This window comes from Roseateles terrae, assembly GCF_014192155.1.
Classification (GTDB): Bacteria; Pseudomonadota; Gammaproteobacteria; order Burkholderiales; family Burkholderiaceae_C; genus Roseateles; species Roseateles terrae.
This window is the reverse complement of sequence record NZ_JACHXO010000001.1, coordinates 545,179-562,354: the sequence shown is the minus strand read 5'-3', so window position 1 is coordinate 562,354 and position 17,176 is coordinate 545,179. Positions and strand designations below refer to the sequence as shown.

Below are 17,176 nucleotides of genomic sequence, written 5' to 3'. Positions count from 1 at the left end.
CAGGAACGAAGCGCCATGCATCACAACAGTCGCACGCTCCCGCCGACGCCGTCGTCCACCGACGCGCCGGCTTCGCGACCTGCCCGACCCACCCACTGGCTGTTCCGCCTGCCCGCCGTCCGCCGCGCCTGTGAGCGCATCCGCCACGGCCATCTCGACCTGACCCTGCCCGATGGCAGCACCGCCGTGCTGGGCGGTGCGCTGCCTGGCCCCAAGGCCGCCTTGCATCTGCACCGCTGGCGGCCGCTGCTGCGCCTGGCGATGGAAGGCGACCTCGGACTGGCTTTCTCGTTCCGTGATGGGGACTGGACCACGCCCGACCTGACCGAGCTGCTGTCCTTCGGGATTGCCAATGAAAGCGCCCTGTCCAGCCAGGGCCGCGCCCGTGGGCCGGCGCGCTGGCTGGGCCTGCTGCTGCACCGTGCCAAGGCCAACACCCGGCGCCGCAGTCGGGACAACATCTCGGCCCACTACGACCTGGGCAACCGCTTCTACGAGCAGTGGCTGGACTCGACCATGCTGTATTCCAGCGCGGTGTTCGAGGCCGACGGCGCCCCGCTCGCCGCGACCCTGGAAGAGGCGCAGGAGCGCCGGCTGGAGCGCATCGTCTCGTTGCTGGACGCTTCAAAGGGCCAGCGGGTGCTGGAGATCGGTTGCGGCTGGGGCACGCTGGCTGCCACGCTGGCGAAGCGCTGCGATGCGGAGGTCGTGGGTCTGACGCTGTCCACCGAGCAGCTCGCGTTTGCCCAGGCCCGGGCCCGCGACTGGCAGGTGCAGGACCGGGTGGATCTGCGCCTGCAGGACTATCGCGACGTCGATGGGCAGTTCGACCGCATCGTCTCCATCGAGATGATCGAAGCGGTGGGCGAAGCGTTTTGGCCGGTCTATTTCCAGACGCTGAAGAACCGGCTGAAGCCCGGCGGCTCCGCCGTGATCCAGGCCATCACCATCGATGAAGCGCATTTCGAAGCGTATCGATCGAGCCCGGACTTCATCCAGCGCTGCATCTTCCCGGGCGGCATGTTGCCAACTCCCGAGCGCATGGCGGCCCATGCGCGGCAGGTGGGGCTGAGCTTCTCCACCGACCTGCGTTTTGGCCGCGACTATGCGCGCACGCTGGCCGAATGGCGCCATCGCTTCCTGGCGCAGTGGCCGTCGATCGAGGCGCTGGGCTTTGACCTGCCCTTCAAGCGCATCTGGGAGTACTACCTCTGCTATTGCGAAGCCGGCTTCCTGGCCGGCCGGGTGGACGTGGGCCTGTACCGACTGGAGCGCCCGGCGGACTGACGTCAGGGCCCGACGGCCCGCGGTGTCCGCGCACAAAGTCGCGTTCCACTCAAGTCGGGGACACATTCCCCGTGCGAGCATCGCCCTTGACTCGTACCATTCGCCGTGGGACGTCAGGGAGAAAGACGGACGACGGCGCCAGCACTCTGGCGTTCCGATCGACCGCTTGCATGTCTGAAAGCCTCCTGGAGGCTGACGGGGAGACCACCTTGCACACCAACGCAGCTGTGGGCGGCCTGGGCGCGCGATTCAGCATCGCTCAGCAGTTCGTGCTTTTGGTGGCCATTGCGGCCGCCATCCTCCTGGGCCTGAGCGCCATCAGCCTGGTCCGGGTCAATCAACTCGGCGATACCGTCGACCATCTGGCCAATGAGCAGATGGACCGGCTGCAATTGGCGCAGCGCTGGCGAAGCAACATCGCGGTCAATTCGACCCGGGTGTTCGCGGTGATCATGTCCGAGGGCGACGACCTCCAGACCTATTTCAAGGACGCCATCGCCGCCACCACCAAGGACACGTCCGAGGTTCAGAAGCGCTATGTGGAACTCGAGAAGAGTCCCGAAGGTCTGGCCATCCTGGATGAGCTCAATGCCGCGCGCAAACCGTATCTGGAAGCGCGGGACAAGGGCCTGGCGCTGAAGAAGGCCGGTGATCTCGCCCAGGCCAAAACGGTGGCGCAGAGCACCTATGCGCCGTTGATGGACAAGTACAACGCAGCGGCCGACAAGATGGTGAGCTTCCAGGCGGAACGCTCGGCCGAGCAGGCGGAGCGCACGCTGCAGATGGTCAACAGCTATCGCTGGATCATCATCCTCTCCGGCGGATGCGGCGTGCTGCTGCTTTGCTTCCTGGCGTGGGCGGTGGTGACCGGCATCCGCAAGTCGCTGGGGCAGGCCATTCAGGCGGTCACCGCCATCGGCGACGGGGATCTGTCCCAGGACATCCATGTGGTGGGCCGCGGCGAGGTCGCGGACATGCTCAGCGCCACGCAGCACATGCAGACGTCCCTGTCCCGCATCGTGAGCACGGTGCGTCAGGGCAGCGAGCACATCGCCGCCGGCTCCAGCGAAATTGCCAACGGCAATGCCGACCTCAGCCAACGCACCGAGCAGCAGGCGGCCAATCTCGAGGAGACCGCCGCCTCGATGGAAGAGCTGACCAGCACCGTGCGCAGCAATGCGGACACCGCGCAGGAAGCGGCGCGGCTGGCCGGCGAAGCCTCGGCCGCAGCGGCCGGCGGCGGCGTGGTGGTGGGCAATGTGGTCTCGACGATGCAGGAAATCGTCACCTCTTCCCGGCGCATCGGCGACATCATCGGGGTGATCGACGGCATCGCCTTCCAGACCAACATCCTGGCGCTCAACGCTGCCGTGGAGGCAGCGCGGGCTGGTGAACAGGGGCGTGGCTTCGCGGTCGTGGCCTCCGAGGTGCGCACGCTGGCCCAGCGCTCGGCCGGCGCGGCCAAGGAAATCAAGCAACTGATCGAGGACAGCGCGCAGAAGGTGGAGACGGGCACCCGGCTGGTCGATGAGGCCGGCCGCAGCATGACGGCCATCGTGGCGCAGGTGCAGAAGGTCAACGACCTGCTCGGCGAAATCTCCCACTCCACCACGGAGCAGACCTCCGGCATCAGCCAGGTCAGTGATGCCGTGGCGCAGCTGGATCAGGTCACGCAGCAAAATGCCGCCCTGGTGGAAGAAAGCGCAGCGGCGGCGGACAGCCTTCGGCATCAGGCGGAACAGCTGGCGCAGACGGTGCGCGTCTTCAAGTTGCGCAGCAGCTGAAGCCACCGCACACGGGCGCGGGCACCCGGTTTGCTGAAGGGGCGGCAGGTCTCATACTCCTGCTCCCTTTCCGTCAGGTGCCGCTTTGCCGAAAGATTCGCCACGTTCGTCCCGTCCCGCCCGTTCTGCACGCCAGACCCACCCGACAGGGCCAGGGCCTTCAGGCTCGGCCATGGCGGGTGCGGCTTCACGGTCAGCGTCGGGAACGGGTGGGGCTCCGGTAGCCGCCCAACCACCGGGTTCCGCACCGGCCGGTTGCGTGCAGGTGCGAGGGGCGCGTGAGCACAACCTCAAGAATGTGGACGTCGACATCCCGCGCGACGCGCTGGTGGCCTTCACCGGCGTCTCCGGCTCGGGCAAGTCCTCGCTGGCCTTTGGCACCATTTACGCCGAGGCGCAGCGCCGCTACTTCGAATCCGTCGCGCCCTACGCCCGGCGGCTGATCGATCAGGTGGGTGTGCCGGCAGTGGATGCGATCCACGGCCTGCCGCCCGCCGTGGCCCTGCAGCAGCAGCGCGGCACGCCCAACGCGCGGTCGTCGGTGGGCAGCGTCACCGGTCTGTCGTCCCTCTTGCGCATGCTGTATTCGCGGGCCGGCGCCTACCCCGCCAAGCAGCCGATGCTGTATGCGGAAGACTTCTCTCCCAATACCCCGCAGGGCGCGTGCCCGCATTGCCACGGCCTGGGCCGGGTGTATGAGGTGACCGAAGCTTCCATGGTGCCGGACACCAGCCTCACCATCCGTGAGCGTGCAGTGGCCGCGTGGCCCCCGGCCTGGCATGGACAGAACCTGCGCGACATCCTGGTGACCCTGGGCATCGATGTCGACAAGCCCTGGCGGGACCTGCCGCGCAAGACCCGCGACTGGATCCTGTTCACCGACGAGCAGCCCACCGTGCCCGTCTATGCGGGCTTCACCCCTGCTGAAACCCGCGATGCCCTGCGCCGCAAGATGGAGCCCAGCTACCAGGGCACCTTCAGCAGCGCCAGGCGCTATGTGATGCATACCTTCGCCACCACCCAGAGCGCGCTGATGAAGCGCCGGGTGTCCCGCTACATGATCGGCGGCGCCTGCCCGGTGTGCGACGGCAAGCGGCTTAAACGCGAGGCGCTGTCGGTGACCTTCGACGGCCTGGACATCGGCACACTGTCGCAACTGCCGCTGGCGGACGTGGCCCAGCGGCTGCAGCAGGTGCGGCACACGGGCCTCTCGCAGGAAAAGAAGATCGCCGCCGAGCGCATCGTGGCCGATGTGCTGATGCGGCTGGGGCCGCTGCTGACGCTGGGTCTGGGGCATCTGTCGCTGGACCGGGCCACGCCGAGCGTGTCCCCCGGGGAGCTGCAGCGCTTGCGGCTCGCCACGCAGATCTGCTCCAACCTCTTCGGCGTCATCTACGTGCTGGATGAGCCCTCCGCCGGCTTGCATCCCGCGGACGGCGAAGCCTTGATGACGGCGCTGCGGCAACTGCAGGCAGCGGGCAATTCGGTCTATGTGGTGGAGCATGACCTGACGCTGATGCGGCAGGCCGACTGGCTGGTCGACGTCGGCCCGGAAGCCGGTGAACGCGGCGGGCGGGTGCTCTACAGCGGGCCGGTGGAAGGGCTGGCCGGGGTTCAAGGGTCGAAGACGGCGGCGCATCTGTTTCCGTCGAAGGATCCCCGACGACCGTCACGCGGCGACCCGCGTGAACCGCAGGACTGGTTGCGGCTGGAAGGTGTCACCCAGAACAACCTGCAGGACCTGAGCGCGGCGTTCCCGTTGGGTGTGTTCACGGCAGTGACCGGTATCTCCGGCTCCGGCAAGTCGTCGCTGATCAGTCGGGCGTTGGTGGATCTGGTGTCGGAGCATCTCGGCCAGGACACCAGTGCCCCCGCCGAGGAGAACGACGAACTCGATGGGGAGCCGGTCGCTCCGACGGGTGGCCGCATTGCTGCCGGGGCATCCCACATCCGCCGTCTGGTGCAGGTGGACCAGAAACCAATCGGTCGCACGCCCCGCTCCAACCTGGCCACCTACACCGGGCTGTTCGATCACGTCCGCAAGCTGTTTGCCGCCACACCCGCGGCCAGGGCGCGCAAGTACGACGCCGGCCGTTTCTCCTTCAATGTGGCCAAGGGCCGCTGTGAGACCTGCGAGGGCGAGGGCTTTGTCAGCGTTGAGCTGCTGTTCATGCCGAGCGTGTTTGCGCCCTGCCCCACCTGCCACGGCGCCCGCTACAACGAGGCGACCTTGAAAGTGCGGTACCGCGAGCGGTCGATTGCGGAAGTGTTGGGCATGACGGTGGAAGCCGCGCTCGACTTTTTCGCTGATGAGCCGTCTCTGGCGCGGCCGCTCGGACTGCTGCAGGGCATCGGGCTGGGTTATCTGCGGCTGGGCCAGCCGGCCACGGAGCTGTCCGGCGGCGAGGCGCAGCGCATCAAGCTGGTGACGGAGCTGCAGCGTTCTTCGCGCGGCCACACGCTGTATGTGCTGGATGAACCCACCACCGGCCTGCATCCCTCGGATGTGGACAAGCTGATGGTGCAGCTCAATGATCTGGTCGATGCGGGCCACACCGTGGTCGTGGTGGAACACGACATGCGGGTGGTGGCGCAGGCGGACTGGGTCATTGACCTGGGACCGGGCGCCGGCCAGGCGGGCGGACAGATCGTGGCGGCCGGCACGCCCCAGGAGGTGGCCCTGGCCAAGGCCTCCCGTACGGCGCCTTACATCGACCTCAGCCAGCGGTAAGTTCCAGCGCACCGACCCACCGTCCCCTGATGCGGTGGCAAGGAGGAACCCGCAATCGCGGCGAAATCGCCACAGCATCGGGCGCCAGCCCCGTGGCGCTTCTCCCCGGCCTTGTCTCGTGCCAAAGCCACGTCCCGAGGCCGTTTCAGACGGTTTCATCGCCCTGGGCGCCCATCAAATCCATGACACGGGTTACCCCGGATGTCAGATCTGACAGTCCAATCGGGCCATCTCACTGCCTACATTCGCGGCTTGTTCCGGCATTCGCAGTCACCAACACCCACCCCCTCGCCGACACCCGGTGAGCAAGTGGGGAGACCGGCCCCTCCACCACAGTTCAAGGGCCGGGTAGTTCTTCGGGAGATCCTCAACCACGATCTATCACGAACGGAAGAACCGCTATGAAGAAGGCATCCCTTCATTTCCTGCAGGCCAGCCTCCTGGCCGTTGCGGCCGCCGCCACCTGCCAGGCCTGGGCCGCAAACCGCGTGACCCTGGACGACAGTACCCCCGTCAGCACTCTGCAAACCGCCACCGCTGCCAGCGGCCCGCAAGCCGCGGCCAACGCGCTGGGCCTGGCCCCGAGCGATCTGCAGGCGGTGCGCAGCCAGCTCTATCCGAATGGCCGCGTCATCACCCGGCACCAGCAGTACTACCAAGGTGTGCCCATCTGGGGTGAAGCCGTGGTGGAACACCGCGACCCCGGCGTCAGCGCCGCCCGCTTCTCGGGCAGCCTCGTCACCGACATCCAGCAGGATCTCAACACCACGCAGCCCAGCCTCTCGCCCGCGAGCGTGCTGACCATGGCCAAGAGCTCGGTCAACGCGACGATCACCGAAAACGAGCAGGTCAAGCTCTACATCAAGCTGGACGACAGCAACAAGGCGCAGCTGTTCTACCTGGTGTCCTTTGTGCGCCATGACCGCAGCAAGCCGAGCCGCCCGCACTTCATGATCGACGCCAACTCCGGCGCGGTGCTGCAGCGCTGGGAAGGCCTGAATCACCGCGACGCCACCGGCCCCGGCGGCAATGCCAAGACTGGCAAGTATGAATACGGGACCAACTATCCCGCGCTGCAGGTGACCGACACCTGCCAGATGAACACCAACAACAATGTGATCACCGTCAACCTGAATGGCGGCACGAGCGGCAGCACGCCGTTTCAGTTCACCTGCCCGCGCAATGAGTACAAGCAGATCAACGGCGCGTACTCGCCGATCAACGATGCCCACTTCTTCGGCAACGTGATCTTCAACATGTACCGGGACTGGTTCAACCTGCGGCCGATTTCCCAGACCCTCTACATGAAGGTGCACTACAGCAGCAACTACGAGAACGCGTTCTGGGACGGCACCGCGATGTACTTCGGTGACGGCGCCACCACCTTCTATCCGCTGGTGTCGCTGGACGTGTCCGCGCACGAAGTGAGCCACGGGTTCACCGAGCAGAACTCGGGACTGGTGTATTCCGGCCAGTCGGGCGGCATGAATGAAGCTTTCTCCGACATGGCAGGTGAAGCAGCCGAGTATTACGCCCGCAATGGCGTGAATGACTGGCTGGTGGGCACCGAGATCTTCAAGAGCAGCGGCGCGCTGCGTTACTTCGCGGACCCGACGCGGGATGGCCGTTCCATCGACAACGCCAGCAAGTACACCAGCGGTCTGGATGTCCACTACTCCAGCGGCGTGTACAACAAGGCGTTCTACACCCTGGCCAAGACGGCGGGCTGGAACACCCGCAAGGCCTTTGAAGTGATGGTGGACGCCAACCGGCTGTACTGGACGCCCAACAGCACCTTTGCCCAGGGTGCCTGCGGGGTGGAGAAGGCAGCCACGGCGCGCGGCTACGTGACGGCGGATGTGACCAAGGCATTCGCGGCGGTGGGCGTGAGCTGCAGCGGCGGCACCACGCCAACCACGACGGTGCTCTCCACCGGGGTGCCGGTGACCGGCATCAGCCTGACCAAGAATGCCACCCGTCTGTTCAGCATCACGGTGCCTTCCGGCCGGTCCAGCCTGGTGGTGAAGCTGTCGGGCGGCACGGGCGACGGCGACATCTACGTCCGCCGCGGCTCGGCGCCGACAACAACGACCTACGACGGCAAGTCGGAAGGCAGCACGAATGCAGAAAGCGTGACGGTGTCGGCGACGACGGCGGGCACCTACTACATCCTGCTGAATGCCTACGCTACGGTGAGCGGCGCTTCGCTGGTCGCCACGTACTGAGCTGAATCGGTCCTCAGCGAGCGCTGAGGCTGATGCAAGCCCGCAGGGACATGGACCTGCGGGCTTTTTTGTTAGGGCTCATCCGCTCGCCGGTGATCGTGACCGTCGTTCCGGTCCGGGATGAAGTGACCTTCAGCAGGCCTCACTGATATGGCGCCTGTGTCCCTCTGGATGCCTCCGAGGCCGGATCTTCGGCCTCCAAAGGCTCCCCGACCGCCGCCCCCGCTTTGGGCATCTCGCGCCCATCCGGCCCCTTGGGCGCCTTCGCTGCATCGGGCGCCGCCCCCACCGGCGCATCCGGCGCCACCTCAAATCCCATGCGGCGCACCCGCGTGTCGATATCGGACTTCGCCTGACGAGCCGCCGCGAGGTCCGCCTGGCTCCCCGCAGCATCCTTCAGCTGCAAGAGCGCCAGTCCCCGCCCGTACAGCGCGAAGCTCAACTTCGCATCCCGCTCCAGCGCCGCATCAAACGCCTTGCGAGCCTGTGCAGGCTGACCCAGCCGCAAATACACCCACCCCAGGCTGTCGCGATAGGCCGCGTTCGCTTCATCCTTGCCGATCGCCGCCTCGCAATCCTTCACCGCCATCGTCAGATCCACCCCCAGCCGCGCCCGCGACCAGCAGCGGTTGTTCATGGCGGTCGGGTAGTCATGGTCGTTTTCGTGCGTCGGCAGCCAAAGGCTCCACTGACGAATGGCCTCCGGCAGCCGACCCATCACGAAAAACATCGTCGCCATCTGTATCCGCTGCGGCGCGGACGGCGTCAGCTGCGCATCCAGGGCCTCCAGATCTGCCCGGGCGTCCGCACCGCGGCGCTGCCGCACCCGCAACTGCGCCCGCATGACCCGCGCGTCCGCCTGTGCAGGATCCAGACGCAGCGCCTCATCCAGGTCCATCAGCGCCTCTTTAGGATGAGACTGCGCCAGCAGGACATGCGCCCGGTCCAGCCGGTACCCAGCCACCGTCGGCGCCAGTTCGATCGCCCGGTTCAAGTCGGCCAGCGCCTTGTCGTGCTCGCGATTGGCGGCGAAGGCATTGCCGCGACGGGCCAGTGCATCGGGATTGTCGGCCTGCACATCATCCGGCCGGGCCGCGTATTGGAGGTCTTCCTCCCTCATGGCCATGCCCTTGTGCGCGGCAAAGATCGGCGAGCCATTCCATGTGGCGTAAAACTTCCCCTGCAACTTCGAGATATAGATGCGGTGGGCCAGAAAGTAGTCCAGGCCAAGCAACATGCCGGAATCGAACACGTCGTTATCGTCGATCGACATCTTGACGTTGCTGATCTTTTCGCCGCCCAGCTCGAAGGTATCCACCATGCCCAGGTAGCTTTTCGCCCGCCCTTCGCCAGCGCCCCTGGAGTAGCCGTTCGCGACCAGGCTGTCGACTGCAATGCCGGCGCGTTTGGCCGTCTTCAGCGTGAGTACCGTCACGGGCGCGCCGGTATCGAGCAGCGCCTCGGTGGTCTTGCCATTGATCGCGATATCCAGGCGGATGGTCGTGTCACGGCTGTTCCTGCCGCGTTTGAGTTCCGCCGTGACCACCGGCGCACCATTGGCCCAGTACGCAAGATTGGCCGACCTGCAGTCCTTGCCCGGGTTGGACAACCGAATGGCCCCATGAGCAAAGTCATATTCGGTGTCCATGGCTGACAGGATGTTGCGCCCCAGGATCCCCATGATGCCGTTGCCCAGCTCGCTGCCGCCCACCACGAAATCGACCTTCTTCATCTCGGCACCGCGCAGGCCGACACGCTCGACGCGGGTGAGCTGGGCCTCGATGTCACCCGTGTATCCCTCGATGTCCATGCCGAAAGGCAGATGGCGCAGGGGCAGGTTCAACCGCGCAGCCGTCGACGGCGACAGGATGCTGTGGAAGGCGCCCGAGTCCACCAGCATCGGGGCCTCGACCCCATTGAGCGTGAGCATGGCAATCGGGCGGTTCCCGACGATCCGCACCGGAATCTCCATGTTCTCCATCACGCATTGCGCCCAGGTGGCGGGCGCACAAGCGACCAGCAGCGCGGCCAGACATGGCGCGCGCCAATGCAGAAGACGCGACCAGAATCGCCCCGCCGAGGCCCTTGAATCTGCGTCCGCCGCCGACACTTGTTGTTGTAACACCTTGTCCTCCCTGAACATTCGGTGGTGTTGACCAAGACTCCCGGCCCAGTATCGCGCCAAGCGCATCGATGCCGCCAGACCCCCGCAAGAGGGCGTGTCCGTCGCCGTCCCTGCCGCGCCGCCGCCGGTTGCGTCGTGAAACGGTGATGAAACGGCTGGCTGCGACAGTTCACACCCATGGACAGACCGGGACCGATCCCGGCGATCAGGACATGGGACATGCAGGTTCATCTTCATCAGTTTCGGCAACTCAACGGCAGCATGTCGACGGTGACTTTCGAGTCGCCACATGGCTGGGGTACCGCCCAATGGGTGGGGCTGCGACCTGAAGAAGGCGCACGCCGACAGGTGGAACTGGCCATCCCCGGGGTGCTGACCTGGGGATATGAAGTGGCTGGCAGCCGGGAAGAAGACGAAGCGATCTTCGAAGAGGAAGGCCGCGTCTGCCTGGTCGGCCGGGTGCGCTGGAGCGGCGAGGACGGCGTGACCGCCCTGCAGCTGGGCAGCGACCTGGTGCTGGTGGCCATTGCCAATCCGCCGGTGCTGATGCCCACCCATCTGGTCATCCGCGCGCCGCGCCTGCAACTGTTTGATGTGATTGCCTGCGCGGCCTGAGCCGCCCCGGACACCACGCCTGCCGGACGTCCGGCAGACGCAACGATTACCTCCTGCTTCCCTAAGCAGCTTGCCCAGGCCTCGGCCTGGGTTTTTTTTGTTTGTTAGGCTTGCTCCCCATCCCTTCCGACTTCTCTTGACGCCGATCGACGGCAGTGAGGATTCCAGCGTGAGCAATGCCCCCAAGCGCCTCGGCGGCGACTGGCCTTTGGACGAGGTGGTCGCCGGCCTGCGGGCGGCCCGTCACGACTGGCGGGAACATCATCGGCCGCATGAGCCCAGGGGCCGCGAGCTGCCATCCACCGAGATCCTGGACGGCATCGTGCAGGGCCTGCGCGGCGTGCTGTTCCCGCTGCGCCTGGGACCGCCAAGCCTGCGGCCGGAAGCGGAGGACTACTACATCGGCCACACGCTGGACACGCAGCTGCAAGCACTGCGCCAGCAGGTGCTGCTGGAGCTGACGTCCGCCAGCGGCGCCCATCCGGCCGATCCCGACGCATGGGCACGTGCCGATCAGGTGACCGGCGATTTCGCCCGCGAGCTACCCACGATCCGTCGCCTGCTGGACGCCGATGTGCTGGCCGCCTTCCAGGGTGATCCCGCCGCGCGCAGCGTGGACGAAGTGCTGCTGTGCTACCCCGGCATCGCCGCCATGATTCACCATCGGCTGGCTCACAAGCTCTATGAGCTCGGTGTGCCGCTGCTGGCGCGCATCGTGGCGGAGCTGGCACACAGCCGCACCGGCATCGACATTCATCCTGGTGCCACCATCGGGCCGGGCCTGTTCATCGATCACGGCACCGGCGTGGTGATTGGTGAAACCGCCGTGATCGGCGAGCGGGTGCGGATCTACCAGGCGGTGACGCTGGGCGCCCGCAGCTTCCCCACGGACGAGCAAGGCCAGATCCGCAAAGGCGCGCCTCGCCATCCGGTGGTGGAGGACGATGTGGTGATCTACGCCGGCGCGACCATCCTCGGCCGCATCACGCTGGGCAAGGGCTCGGTGATTGGCGGCAATGTGTGGCTGACCCGCAGCGTGGAGCCCGGCAGCCACGTCAGCCAGGCCAATTCGCAGAGTCAGGTGCCTGGGCTGGTCTGAACCGCAGGCGTCGGAACACCGGGGGTCAGGACACGTTCCAGCAGTTCCCGCACCGACGCCATTTGTGAGCCGAACGGCAAGGCCCCCTTGCCGCGGAAGAACAGCCCCTTGTCCACCTCGCCGCGCAGTGCGGCGGCCAGACGCTGGTCGATGCAGAACTGGCCCCAGCCCTTGAGGCCATCCCGCAGGCCGCATTGCGCCAGGCAGTCGAAGGCCATGGTGCAGTGCTTTTTGAGCTGGGCCACGGTCTGCAGGCGTGGCTCCGCGCCCAGGTATTTGCGCAGCCAGGGCGTCATCACCGCACGCGCCGGCAGACCCGCCACGCTGGTGAACTCCACCAGCGCCTCGTCCGGCGCTTCGGCCAGCACCCGCTTGAATTCGGGGTGGGCATCGCATTCATGGGTGGCCACAAAGGGCGTGCCCATCTGGACCCCATCTGCGCCCAGAGATTGAAGCCGCTGGATGTCCTCGCAGCGGCGAATGCCGCCGGCAGCAATCAGCGGCACCCGCCCCTCCATGCCGGCGTCCCGGATCCACTGCCGCACGGCGGGAATGACGACCTCAAAATCAAAGCGACTGTCGGTCACATCCGCCACCCGCGCAGCGCCCAGGTGGCCGCCGGCATGGCCGGGATGTTCGATGATGATGGCGTCCGGCACCCGCTTGCGGCGTTCCCATTTGCGCCACAGCAGCGACACGCCGCGCGCGTCGGACAGGATGGGAATCAGCGCGGTCTTGGGATGGTCGCTGGCCAGGTCCGGCAGTTCCAGCGGCAGACCGGCGCCCACCACCAGAGCATCGATGCCCTGCTCCAGCGACGTGCGCACCGAAGCCGCGTAGTCGCTCACCGCGCGCATGATGTTGACGGCCAGCAGGCCGCTTTGTTTGCACAGTTCGCGCGCCCGCTGGATCTCCCGCGCCAGCGCCACCTGATTGGCGGCCACGATGGCGGTCTTGCGGGCTTCCAGGTCGTTGCCGACCTCGGCGCTGCTGCATTGGGCCATCAGGTCGGGATGGTGACGGCGCAGGTCCACTGAAGAAATCGTGCCCATGGCGCCCTGCGCGGCCACGCTGCCCGCCAGGCGGTGCGCCGACACGCCCACGCCCATGCCGCCCTGCACGATGGGCAGGAGCTGCCGACCGGCCAGCGTCAGTGGCTGGAGACCCGCCAGCGAGAGACGGTCGAACAGGGACAGGGTGCTGGACATGGACAGGCCGATTCAGTCATGAAGCGGGCCATCCTGCCAGCGGCCCTGCCGCCTGTCCTTGCACTAAATCAAGAGACGCAGCGGTGGGGCCTCAGAAGTGCACCACCGAGCGGATCGACTTGCCTTCGTGCATGAGGTCGAACGCTTCGTTGATGTCGGTCAGCGGCATGGTGTGGGTGACAAACGGGGCCAGCTGGATGTCACCCCGCATGGCTTCTTCGACCATGCCGGGCAGCTGCGAACGTCCCTTGACCCCCCCGAAGGCCGAGCCCTTCCAGGTGCGGCCGGTGACCAGCTGGAACGGACGGGTGGAAATCTCCTGACCCGCGCCGGCCACACCGATGATCACCGACTGACCCCAGCCACGGTGGGCGCACTCCAGTGCGGCACGCATGACGTTCACATTGCCGATGCATTCGAAGGAATGGTCCACGCCCCACCCCGTCATCTCCACGATGACCTGCTGGATGGGTTTGTCGAAGTCCTTGGGATTGACGCAGTCGGTGGCGCCGAAGACGCGGGCCAGTTCGAACTTGGTCGGATTGGTGTCGATGCCGATGATGCGACCGGCCTGCGCCAGCTTGGCGCCCTGGATCACCGCCAGGCCGATGCCGCCCAGGCCAAACACTGCCACGGTGTCGCCCGGCTGGACCTTGGCGGTGTTCTTCACCGCGCCCAGGCCCGTCGTCACGCCGCAGCCCAGCAGGCAGACCTGCTCCGGATTTGCATCCGGGTTGATCTTCGCCAGCGACACCTCCGCCACCACGGTGTACTCGCTGAAGGTGGAGCAGCCCATGTAGTGATAGAGCGGCTGGCCGTTGTAAGAGAACCGGGTGGTGCCGTCCGGCATCACGCCTTTGCCCTGGGTGGCGCGCACCGCCACGCAGAGGTTGGTCTTGCCGGACTTGCAGAACAGGCATTCACCACATTCGGCGGTGTAGAGCGGAATGACGTGGTCGCCGGGCTTGACGCTGGTCACGCCCTCGCCCACTTCCACCACGATGCCCGCGCCCTCATGGCCCAGCACCACCGGGAACAGGCCTTCGGGATCGTCCCCGCTGAGGGTGAAGGCGTCGGTGTGGCAGACGCCCGTGTGGGTGATGCGGATCAGCACCTCGCCCTTCTGGGGCGGCGCCACGTCGATTTCAACGACCTGCAGCGGCTTGCCGGCTTCGAATGCAACGGCGGCACGTGATTTCATGGGGGAGCCTTTCTGGTTCATTTGAGATAGGTGCGGACCAGCGTGGTCATGTCCTGGGCCAGCCGGGCATGCCGATCATCCGCCTCCGGCAAGGCCCCGAGCTCTTCCCGGATATGCGATTGCAGGATTTCGGACATCAGTCCGTTGACGGCGCCACGGATGGCGGCCAGCTGCACCAGCACCGGGCCGCAGTCTTCGCCGGCCTCGAGCGCACGCGCCAAAGCCTCAGTCTGCCCCTGGATGCGGCGCACCCGCAGCAGGGCCTTGCGTTTGTCTTCTAGCGCATGTGGCATGGGCCGGAGTGTATACCCCCTGGGGGTATGGTCAAGCGCTGCATCCGCCATGCCTTGCGTTACCCGCCCGATGCTTCTAGGCTCGGGGTCCTCCCGCTCTCGAAGGACCCGCATGGAAGCCACCGCGTTTGACGCCATCATCATCGGCGCCGGTCAAGCCGGACCGCCGCTGGCCGAGCGCATGTCCCAGGCGGGATGGCGGGTGGCGGTGATCGAGCGGAGCCGCGTGGGCGGCACCTGCGTCAACACCGGCTGCATCCCCACCAAGGCCATGGTGGCCAGCGCGCACGCGGCCTGGGTGGTGCAGCAGGCGCAGCGCTGGGGCGTGCGGGTGCCGGCCGGCGCCGAGGTGGACCTGGCCGCCGTGCTGGCGCGCAAGGACCGCATCGCCGGCAAGTCCCGCCAGGGCGTGGACCTGTGGCTGCGGGGCATGCGCCAGGTCGAGCTGATCATGGGCCATGCGCAGTTCGAGGACGACCACACCGTGCGGGTCGGCCAACGCCGGCTGCAGGCCGAACGGATCTTCATCAACGTCGGCGGACGGCCCGCGCAGCCTGGCGTGGAGGGACTGGAGGACGTTCCGTGGCTGACCAATGCCAGCATCATGCAGCTGGACCGCCTGCCCCGGCATCTGGTGGTGGTGGGCGGCAGCTATATCGGCCTGGAGTTTGCGCAGATGTTCCGGCGCTTTGGCGCCGAGGTGACGGTGGTGCAGCGCGGCCAACAGCTGGTGCCCAAGGAAGATGCCGACGTCGCCCAGGCGCTGCAGCAACTGCTGGAGGGCGAAGGCATCGGCATTCGCACCGGGGCGGAGTGCGTGCGTCTGGCGCCGGCGCGCGATGGGATCGCGGTGGACGTGAATTGCAGCGAAGGTGAGCCGCGACTGCTCGGCAGCCATGTGCTGATCGCCACCGGACGGCAACCCAACACCCACGATCTGGGGCTCGATCGCGCTGGCGTGGTCACGGACGAGCGGGGCTATATCAGGGTGAATGACCAGCTGCAGACGAACGTGCCGCACATCTGGGCCCTGGGCGATTGCAATGGACGGGGCGCCTTCACCCATACCGCCTGGAATGACTTCGAGGTGCTGGCGGACAACCTCTTCAGTGGCGCCAGCCGCAGCATCAAGGACCGGCTGGTGGCTTATGCGCTCTACACCGATCCGCCGCTGGCCCGCATCGGGCCGAGTGAGCAGGAGGTGCGCAAGAGCGGTCGCCCGGCGCTGATCGGCACACGGCCGATGTCACGCGTGGGCCGCGCGGTGGAAAAAGGTGAGGAAGCGGGCTTCATCAAGCTGATCGTGGATGCCGAAACGCGGGCGCTTGTGAGTGCGACGCTGCTGGGTGTCGATGGGGACGAGGCCATCCAGTCGCTGCTGGATGTGATGGCGTCCAGGCGTCCGTATACGGAGATTGTCCAGGGCGGCGTGCGCATCCACCCCACCGTGAGTGAGCTGCTGCCGACGGTGCTGCAGTCGCTCAAGCCGATGCCGGCGGAGGCGGCGAAGGCATCGCAGTCGCCGACGTAGCAGTTGTCGACGCAGCAGTCGTCCCGGTCGCCGTCGCTGTAGTCGTTGTCATCGCGGCACCGCCTGGATTCATCACGGCACGCAGACCCTCCAGCGCCGGCCGCACCACCGCCATGTCCGCGCCTTCGGCAAAGACTGCATAGGCGGGATACAGGAATTCAGGCGCACCCGGGATGCGGTGCATGCGACCGCTACGCAGATAAGGCGTGACCACCTGCAGACGGAAGTAGGCGGTGCCGCCGGCCGCCAGCACGTATTCGCGCCCCAGCGGCCCCAGGCCCACGCTGATGCCGGCGTTGACCAGATGCGGGAAGGCCAGCCCATGCTGCGCCGCAAACTCGGGGCCCCAGTCGACGTAGACATACTCTTCGGGACGCAGCGTCGCGTCCTCCCGGGTCGTCACCAGCACCAGCTTCTCTTCCAGCAGAAGCTCGATGCGCAGCCCTGGCCGCAGTTGTGGTGCATACACGACCGCCACATCCAGCGTGCCGCTGGCCACCCGGTCGATCAGTGCATCGGAATGTCCAACCTCGGTGCGCAACGCCAGATGCGGCGCGGCCGTGCGCATGTGCAGCAGCCAGTCCTGCAGCAGCGGATCCCACAGGCTCAGTTCACAGCCAATGGTGATGATGGATTCCCGCCCCGGTGGCAACGCCACCTGGTGGCGGGCACGCTGCCAGATCTGCACCAGCATCGCGGCATGCCGGGTGAACTGCTCACCCGCATGGGTGAGCGTGGCACCGGCCTTGTTGCGCACGAACAGCTTGGCATCCAGGTGCTCCTCCAGCGTGCGCACGCGCGCGCTGACCGCCGTCTGGGTGATGTGCAGATTCTCGGCCGCTCGCACAAAACTGCCGGAGGCCACGATCTCGAGAAAGGTCTGCGCGAGGGTGATGTCCATGGGGAGATTTTCTTGAATGCAGTATTTTTGCATTCAACAAGCAATAAGAATCGCTTTACGTTGAGCAAAGAGTTCTGCACCATGCATGACTCCGCAATTACCCTAATTGCCAACCTCGACAATTCGTGAAGCTTGTCACGAAAAGTAGCTCAACCCCATTCAGCCGTCCGGCTCAG

At 66.4% G+C, this 17,176-nt stretch carries 12 protein-coding genes; 7 read left to right on the top strand and 5 right to left on the bottom strand.

The genetic code is table 11. The annotated features are described in order from the left end of the window. Nucleotides 1-15 precede the first annotated feature (15 nt). From FHS28_RS02335 to FHS28_RS02320, 4 genes are all read left to right on the top strand, one after another. Complete coding sequence (locus FHS28_RS02335; RefSeq protein ID WP_088449271.1) at nt 16-1,287, top strand: SAM-dependent methyltransferase; 1,272 nt, start codon at nt 16-18, stop codon at nt 1,285-1,287. A gap of 170 nt (nt 1,288-1,457) precedes the next feature. Then, nucleotides 1,458-3,071 carry a methyl-accepting chemotaxis protein gene (locus FHS28_RS02330; protein WP_088449272.1) on the top strand — a complete coding sequence of 538 codons (1,614 nt, stop codon included), beginning with the start codon at nt 1,458-1,460 and terminating at the stop codon, nt 3,069-3,071. Between the two features lie 172 nt (nt 3,072-3,243). Continuing rightward, nucleotides 3,244-5,802 carry an excinuclease ABC subunit UvrA gene (locus FHS28_RS02325; protein WP_088449273.1) on the top strand — a complete coding sequence of 853 codons (2,559 nt, stop codon included), beginning with the start codon at nt 3,244-3,246 and terminating at the stop codon, nt 5,800-5,802. 401 nt (nt 5,803-6,203) lie between these two features. Beyond that, the gene (locus tag FHS28_RS02320) at nt 6,204-8,027 is read left to right on the top strand and encodes a M4 family metallopeptidase (protein ID WP_088449274.1); all 1,824 of its coding nucleotides are present in this window, start codon (nt 6,204-6,206) and stop codon (nt 8,025-8,027) included. A 142-nt stretch (nt 8,028-8,169) separates the two neighbouring features. On the opposite strand, the gene FHS28_RS02315 is transcribed toward FHS28_RS02320, so the two are convergent. Beyond that, nucleotides 8,170-10,443 carry an aspartyl protease family protein gene (locus FHS28_RS02315; protein ID WP_184294025.1) on the bottom strand — a complete coding sequence of 758 codons (2,274 nt, stop codon included), beginning with the start codon at nt 10,441-10,443 and terminating at the stop codon, nt 8,170-8,172. Here FHS28_RS02315 and FHS28_RS02310 point away from each other — a divergent pair. Next, nucleotides 10,414-10,767 (top strand): hypothetical protein, encoded by a 354-nt coding sequence (locus FHS28_RS02310; protein WP_184294023.1) that lies wholly within the window; start codon nt 10,414-10,416, stop codon nt 10,765-10,767. The two genes, FHS28_RS02315 and FHS28_RS02310, sit on opposite strands and share 30 nt — an antisense overlap. Before the next feature lie 169 nt (nt 10,768-10,936). Then, entirely contained in the window at nt 10,937-11,866 is a 930-nt protein-coding gene (epsC, locus tag FHS28_RS02305; protein ID WP_184294021.1) for a serine O-acetyltransferase EpsC, read from the top strand. Here the strand turns inward: epsC and FHS28_RS02300 are convergent. The 3 genes from FHS28_RS02300 to FHS28_RS02290 form a co-directional block, all read right to left on the bottom strand. Next, nucleotides 11,845-13,074 carry an NAD(P)H-dependent flavin oxidoreductase gene (locus tag FHS28_RS02300; RefSeq protein WP_088449277.1) on the bottom strand — a complete coding sequence of 410 codons (1,230 nt, stop codon included), beginning with the start codon at nt 13,072-13,074 and terminating at the stop codon, nt 11,845-11,847. The genes epsC and FHS28_RS02300 overlap by 22 nt on opposite strands. 91 nt (nt 13,075-13,165) lie before the next feature. Continuing rightward, a complete protein-coding gene (locus FHS28_RS02295; protein ID WP_088449278.1) occupies nt 13,166-14,275 on the bottom strand; it encodes an S-(hydroxymethyl)glutathione dehydrogenase/class III alcohol dehydrogenase in 1,110 nt (369 codons plus the stop codon). A gap of 17 nt (nt 14,276-14,292) precedes the next feature. Next, entirely contained in the window at nt 14,293-14,568 is a 276-nt protein-coding gene (locus tag FHS28_RS02290; RefSeq protein ID WP_088449279.1) for a metal/formaldehyde-sensitive transcriptional repressor, read from the bottom strand. A gap of 112 nt (nt 14,569-14,680) precedes the next feature. Here FHS28_RS02290 and FHS28_RS02285 point away from each other — a divergent pair, with 112 nt between their 5' ends. Continuing rightward, on the top strand, nt 14,681-16,099 hold the full coding sequence (locus tag FHS28_RS02285; protein WP_088449280.1) for an FAD-containing oxidoreductase: 1,419 nt from the start codon (nt 14,681-14,683) through the stop codon (nt 16,097-16,099). Here FHS28_RS02285 and FHS28_RS02280 read toward each other — a convergent pair. Continuing rightward, on the bottom strand, nt 16,050-17,000 hold the full coding sequence (locus tag FHS28_RS02280) for a LysR family transcriptional regulator (RefSeq protein ID WP_088449281.1): 951 nt from the start codon (nt 16,998-17,000) through the stop codon (nt 16,050-16,052). The genes FHS28_RS02285 and FHS28_RS02280 overlap by 50 nt on opposite strands. Between the last annotated feature and the right edge of the window lie 176 nt (nt 17,001-17,176).

What these genes read in the sequence shown, in the direction of transcription:
- FHS28_RS02325 (WP_088449273.1), top strand. Translation starts at nt 3,244, where the DNA reads ATGGCGGGTGCGGCTTCACGGTCAGCGTCGGGAACGGGTGGGGCTCCG.
- FHS28_RS02335 (WP_088449271.1), top strand. Translation starts at nt 16, where the DNA reads ATGCATCACAACAGTCGCACGCTCCCGCCGACGCCGTCGTCCACCGAC.
- FHS28_RS02300 (WP_088449277.1), bottom strand. Translation starts at nt 13,074, where the DNA reads ATGTCCAGCACCCTGTCCCTGTTCGACCGTCTCTCGCTGGCGGGTCTC.
- FHS28_RS02315 (WP_184294025.1), bottom strand. Translation starts at nt 10,443, where the DNA reads ATGTGGCGACTCGAAAGTCACCGTCGACATGCTGCCGTTGAGTTGCCG.
- FHS28_RS02280 (WP_088449281.1), bottom strand. Translation starts at nt 17,000, where the DNA reads ATGGACATCACCCTCGCGCAGACCTTTCTCGAGATCGTGGCCTCCGGC.
- FHS28_RS02285 (WP_088449280.1), top strand. Translation starts at nt 14,681, where the DNA reads ATGGAAGCCACCGCGTTTGACGCCATCATCATCGGCGCCGGTCAAGCC.
- FHS28_RS02290 (WP_088449279.1), bottom strand. Translation starts at nt 14,568, where the DNA reads ATGCCACATGCGCTAGAAGACAAACGCAAGGCCCTGCTGCGGGTGCGC.
- FHS28_RS02295 (WP_088449278.1), bottom strand. Translation starts at nt 14,275, where the DNA reads ATGAAATCACGTGCCGCCGTTGCATTCGAAGCCGGCAAGCCGCTGCAG.
- FHS28_RS02310 (WP_184294023.1), top strand. Translation starts at nt 10,414, where the DNA reads ATGTCGACGGTGACTTTCGAGTCGCCACATGGCTGGGGTACCGCCCAA.
- FHS28_RS02320 (WP_088449274.1), top strand. Translation starts at nt 6,204, where the DNA reads ATGAAGAAGGCATCCCTTCATTTCCTGCAGGCCAGCCTCCTGGCCGTT.
- FHS28_RS02330 (WP_088449272.1), top strand. Translation starts at nt 1,458, where the DNA reads ATGTCTGAAAGCCTCCTGGAGGCTGACGGGGAGACCACCTTGCACACC.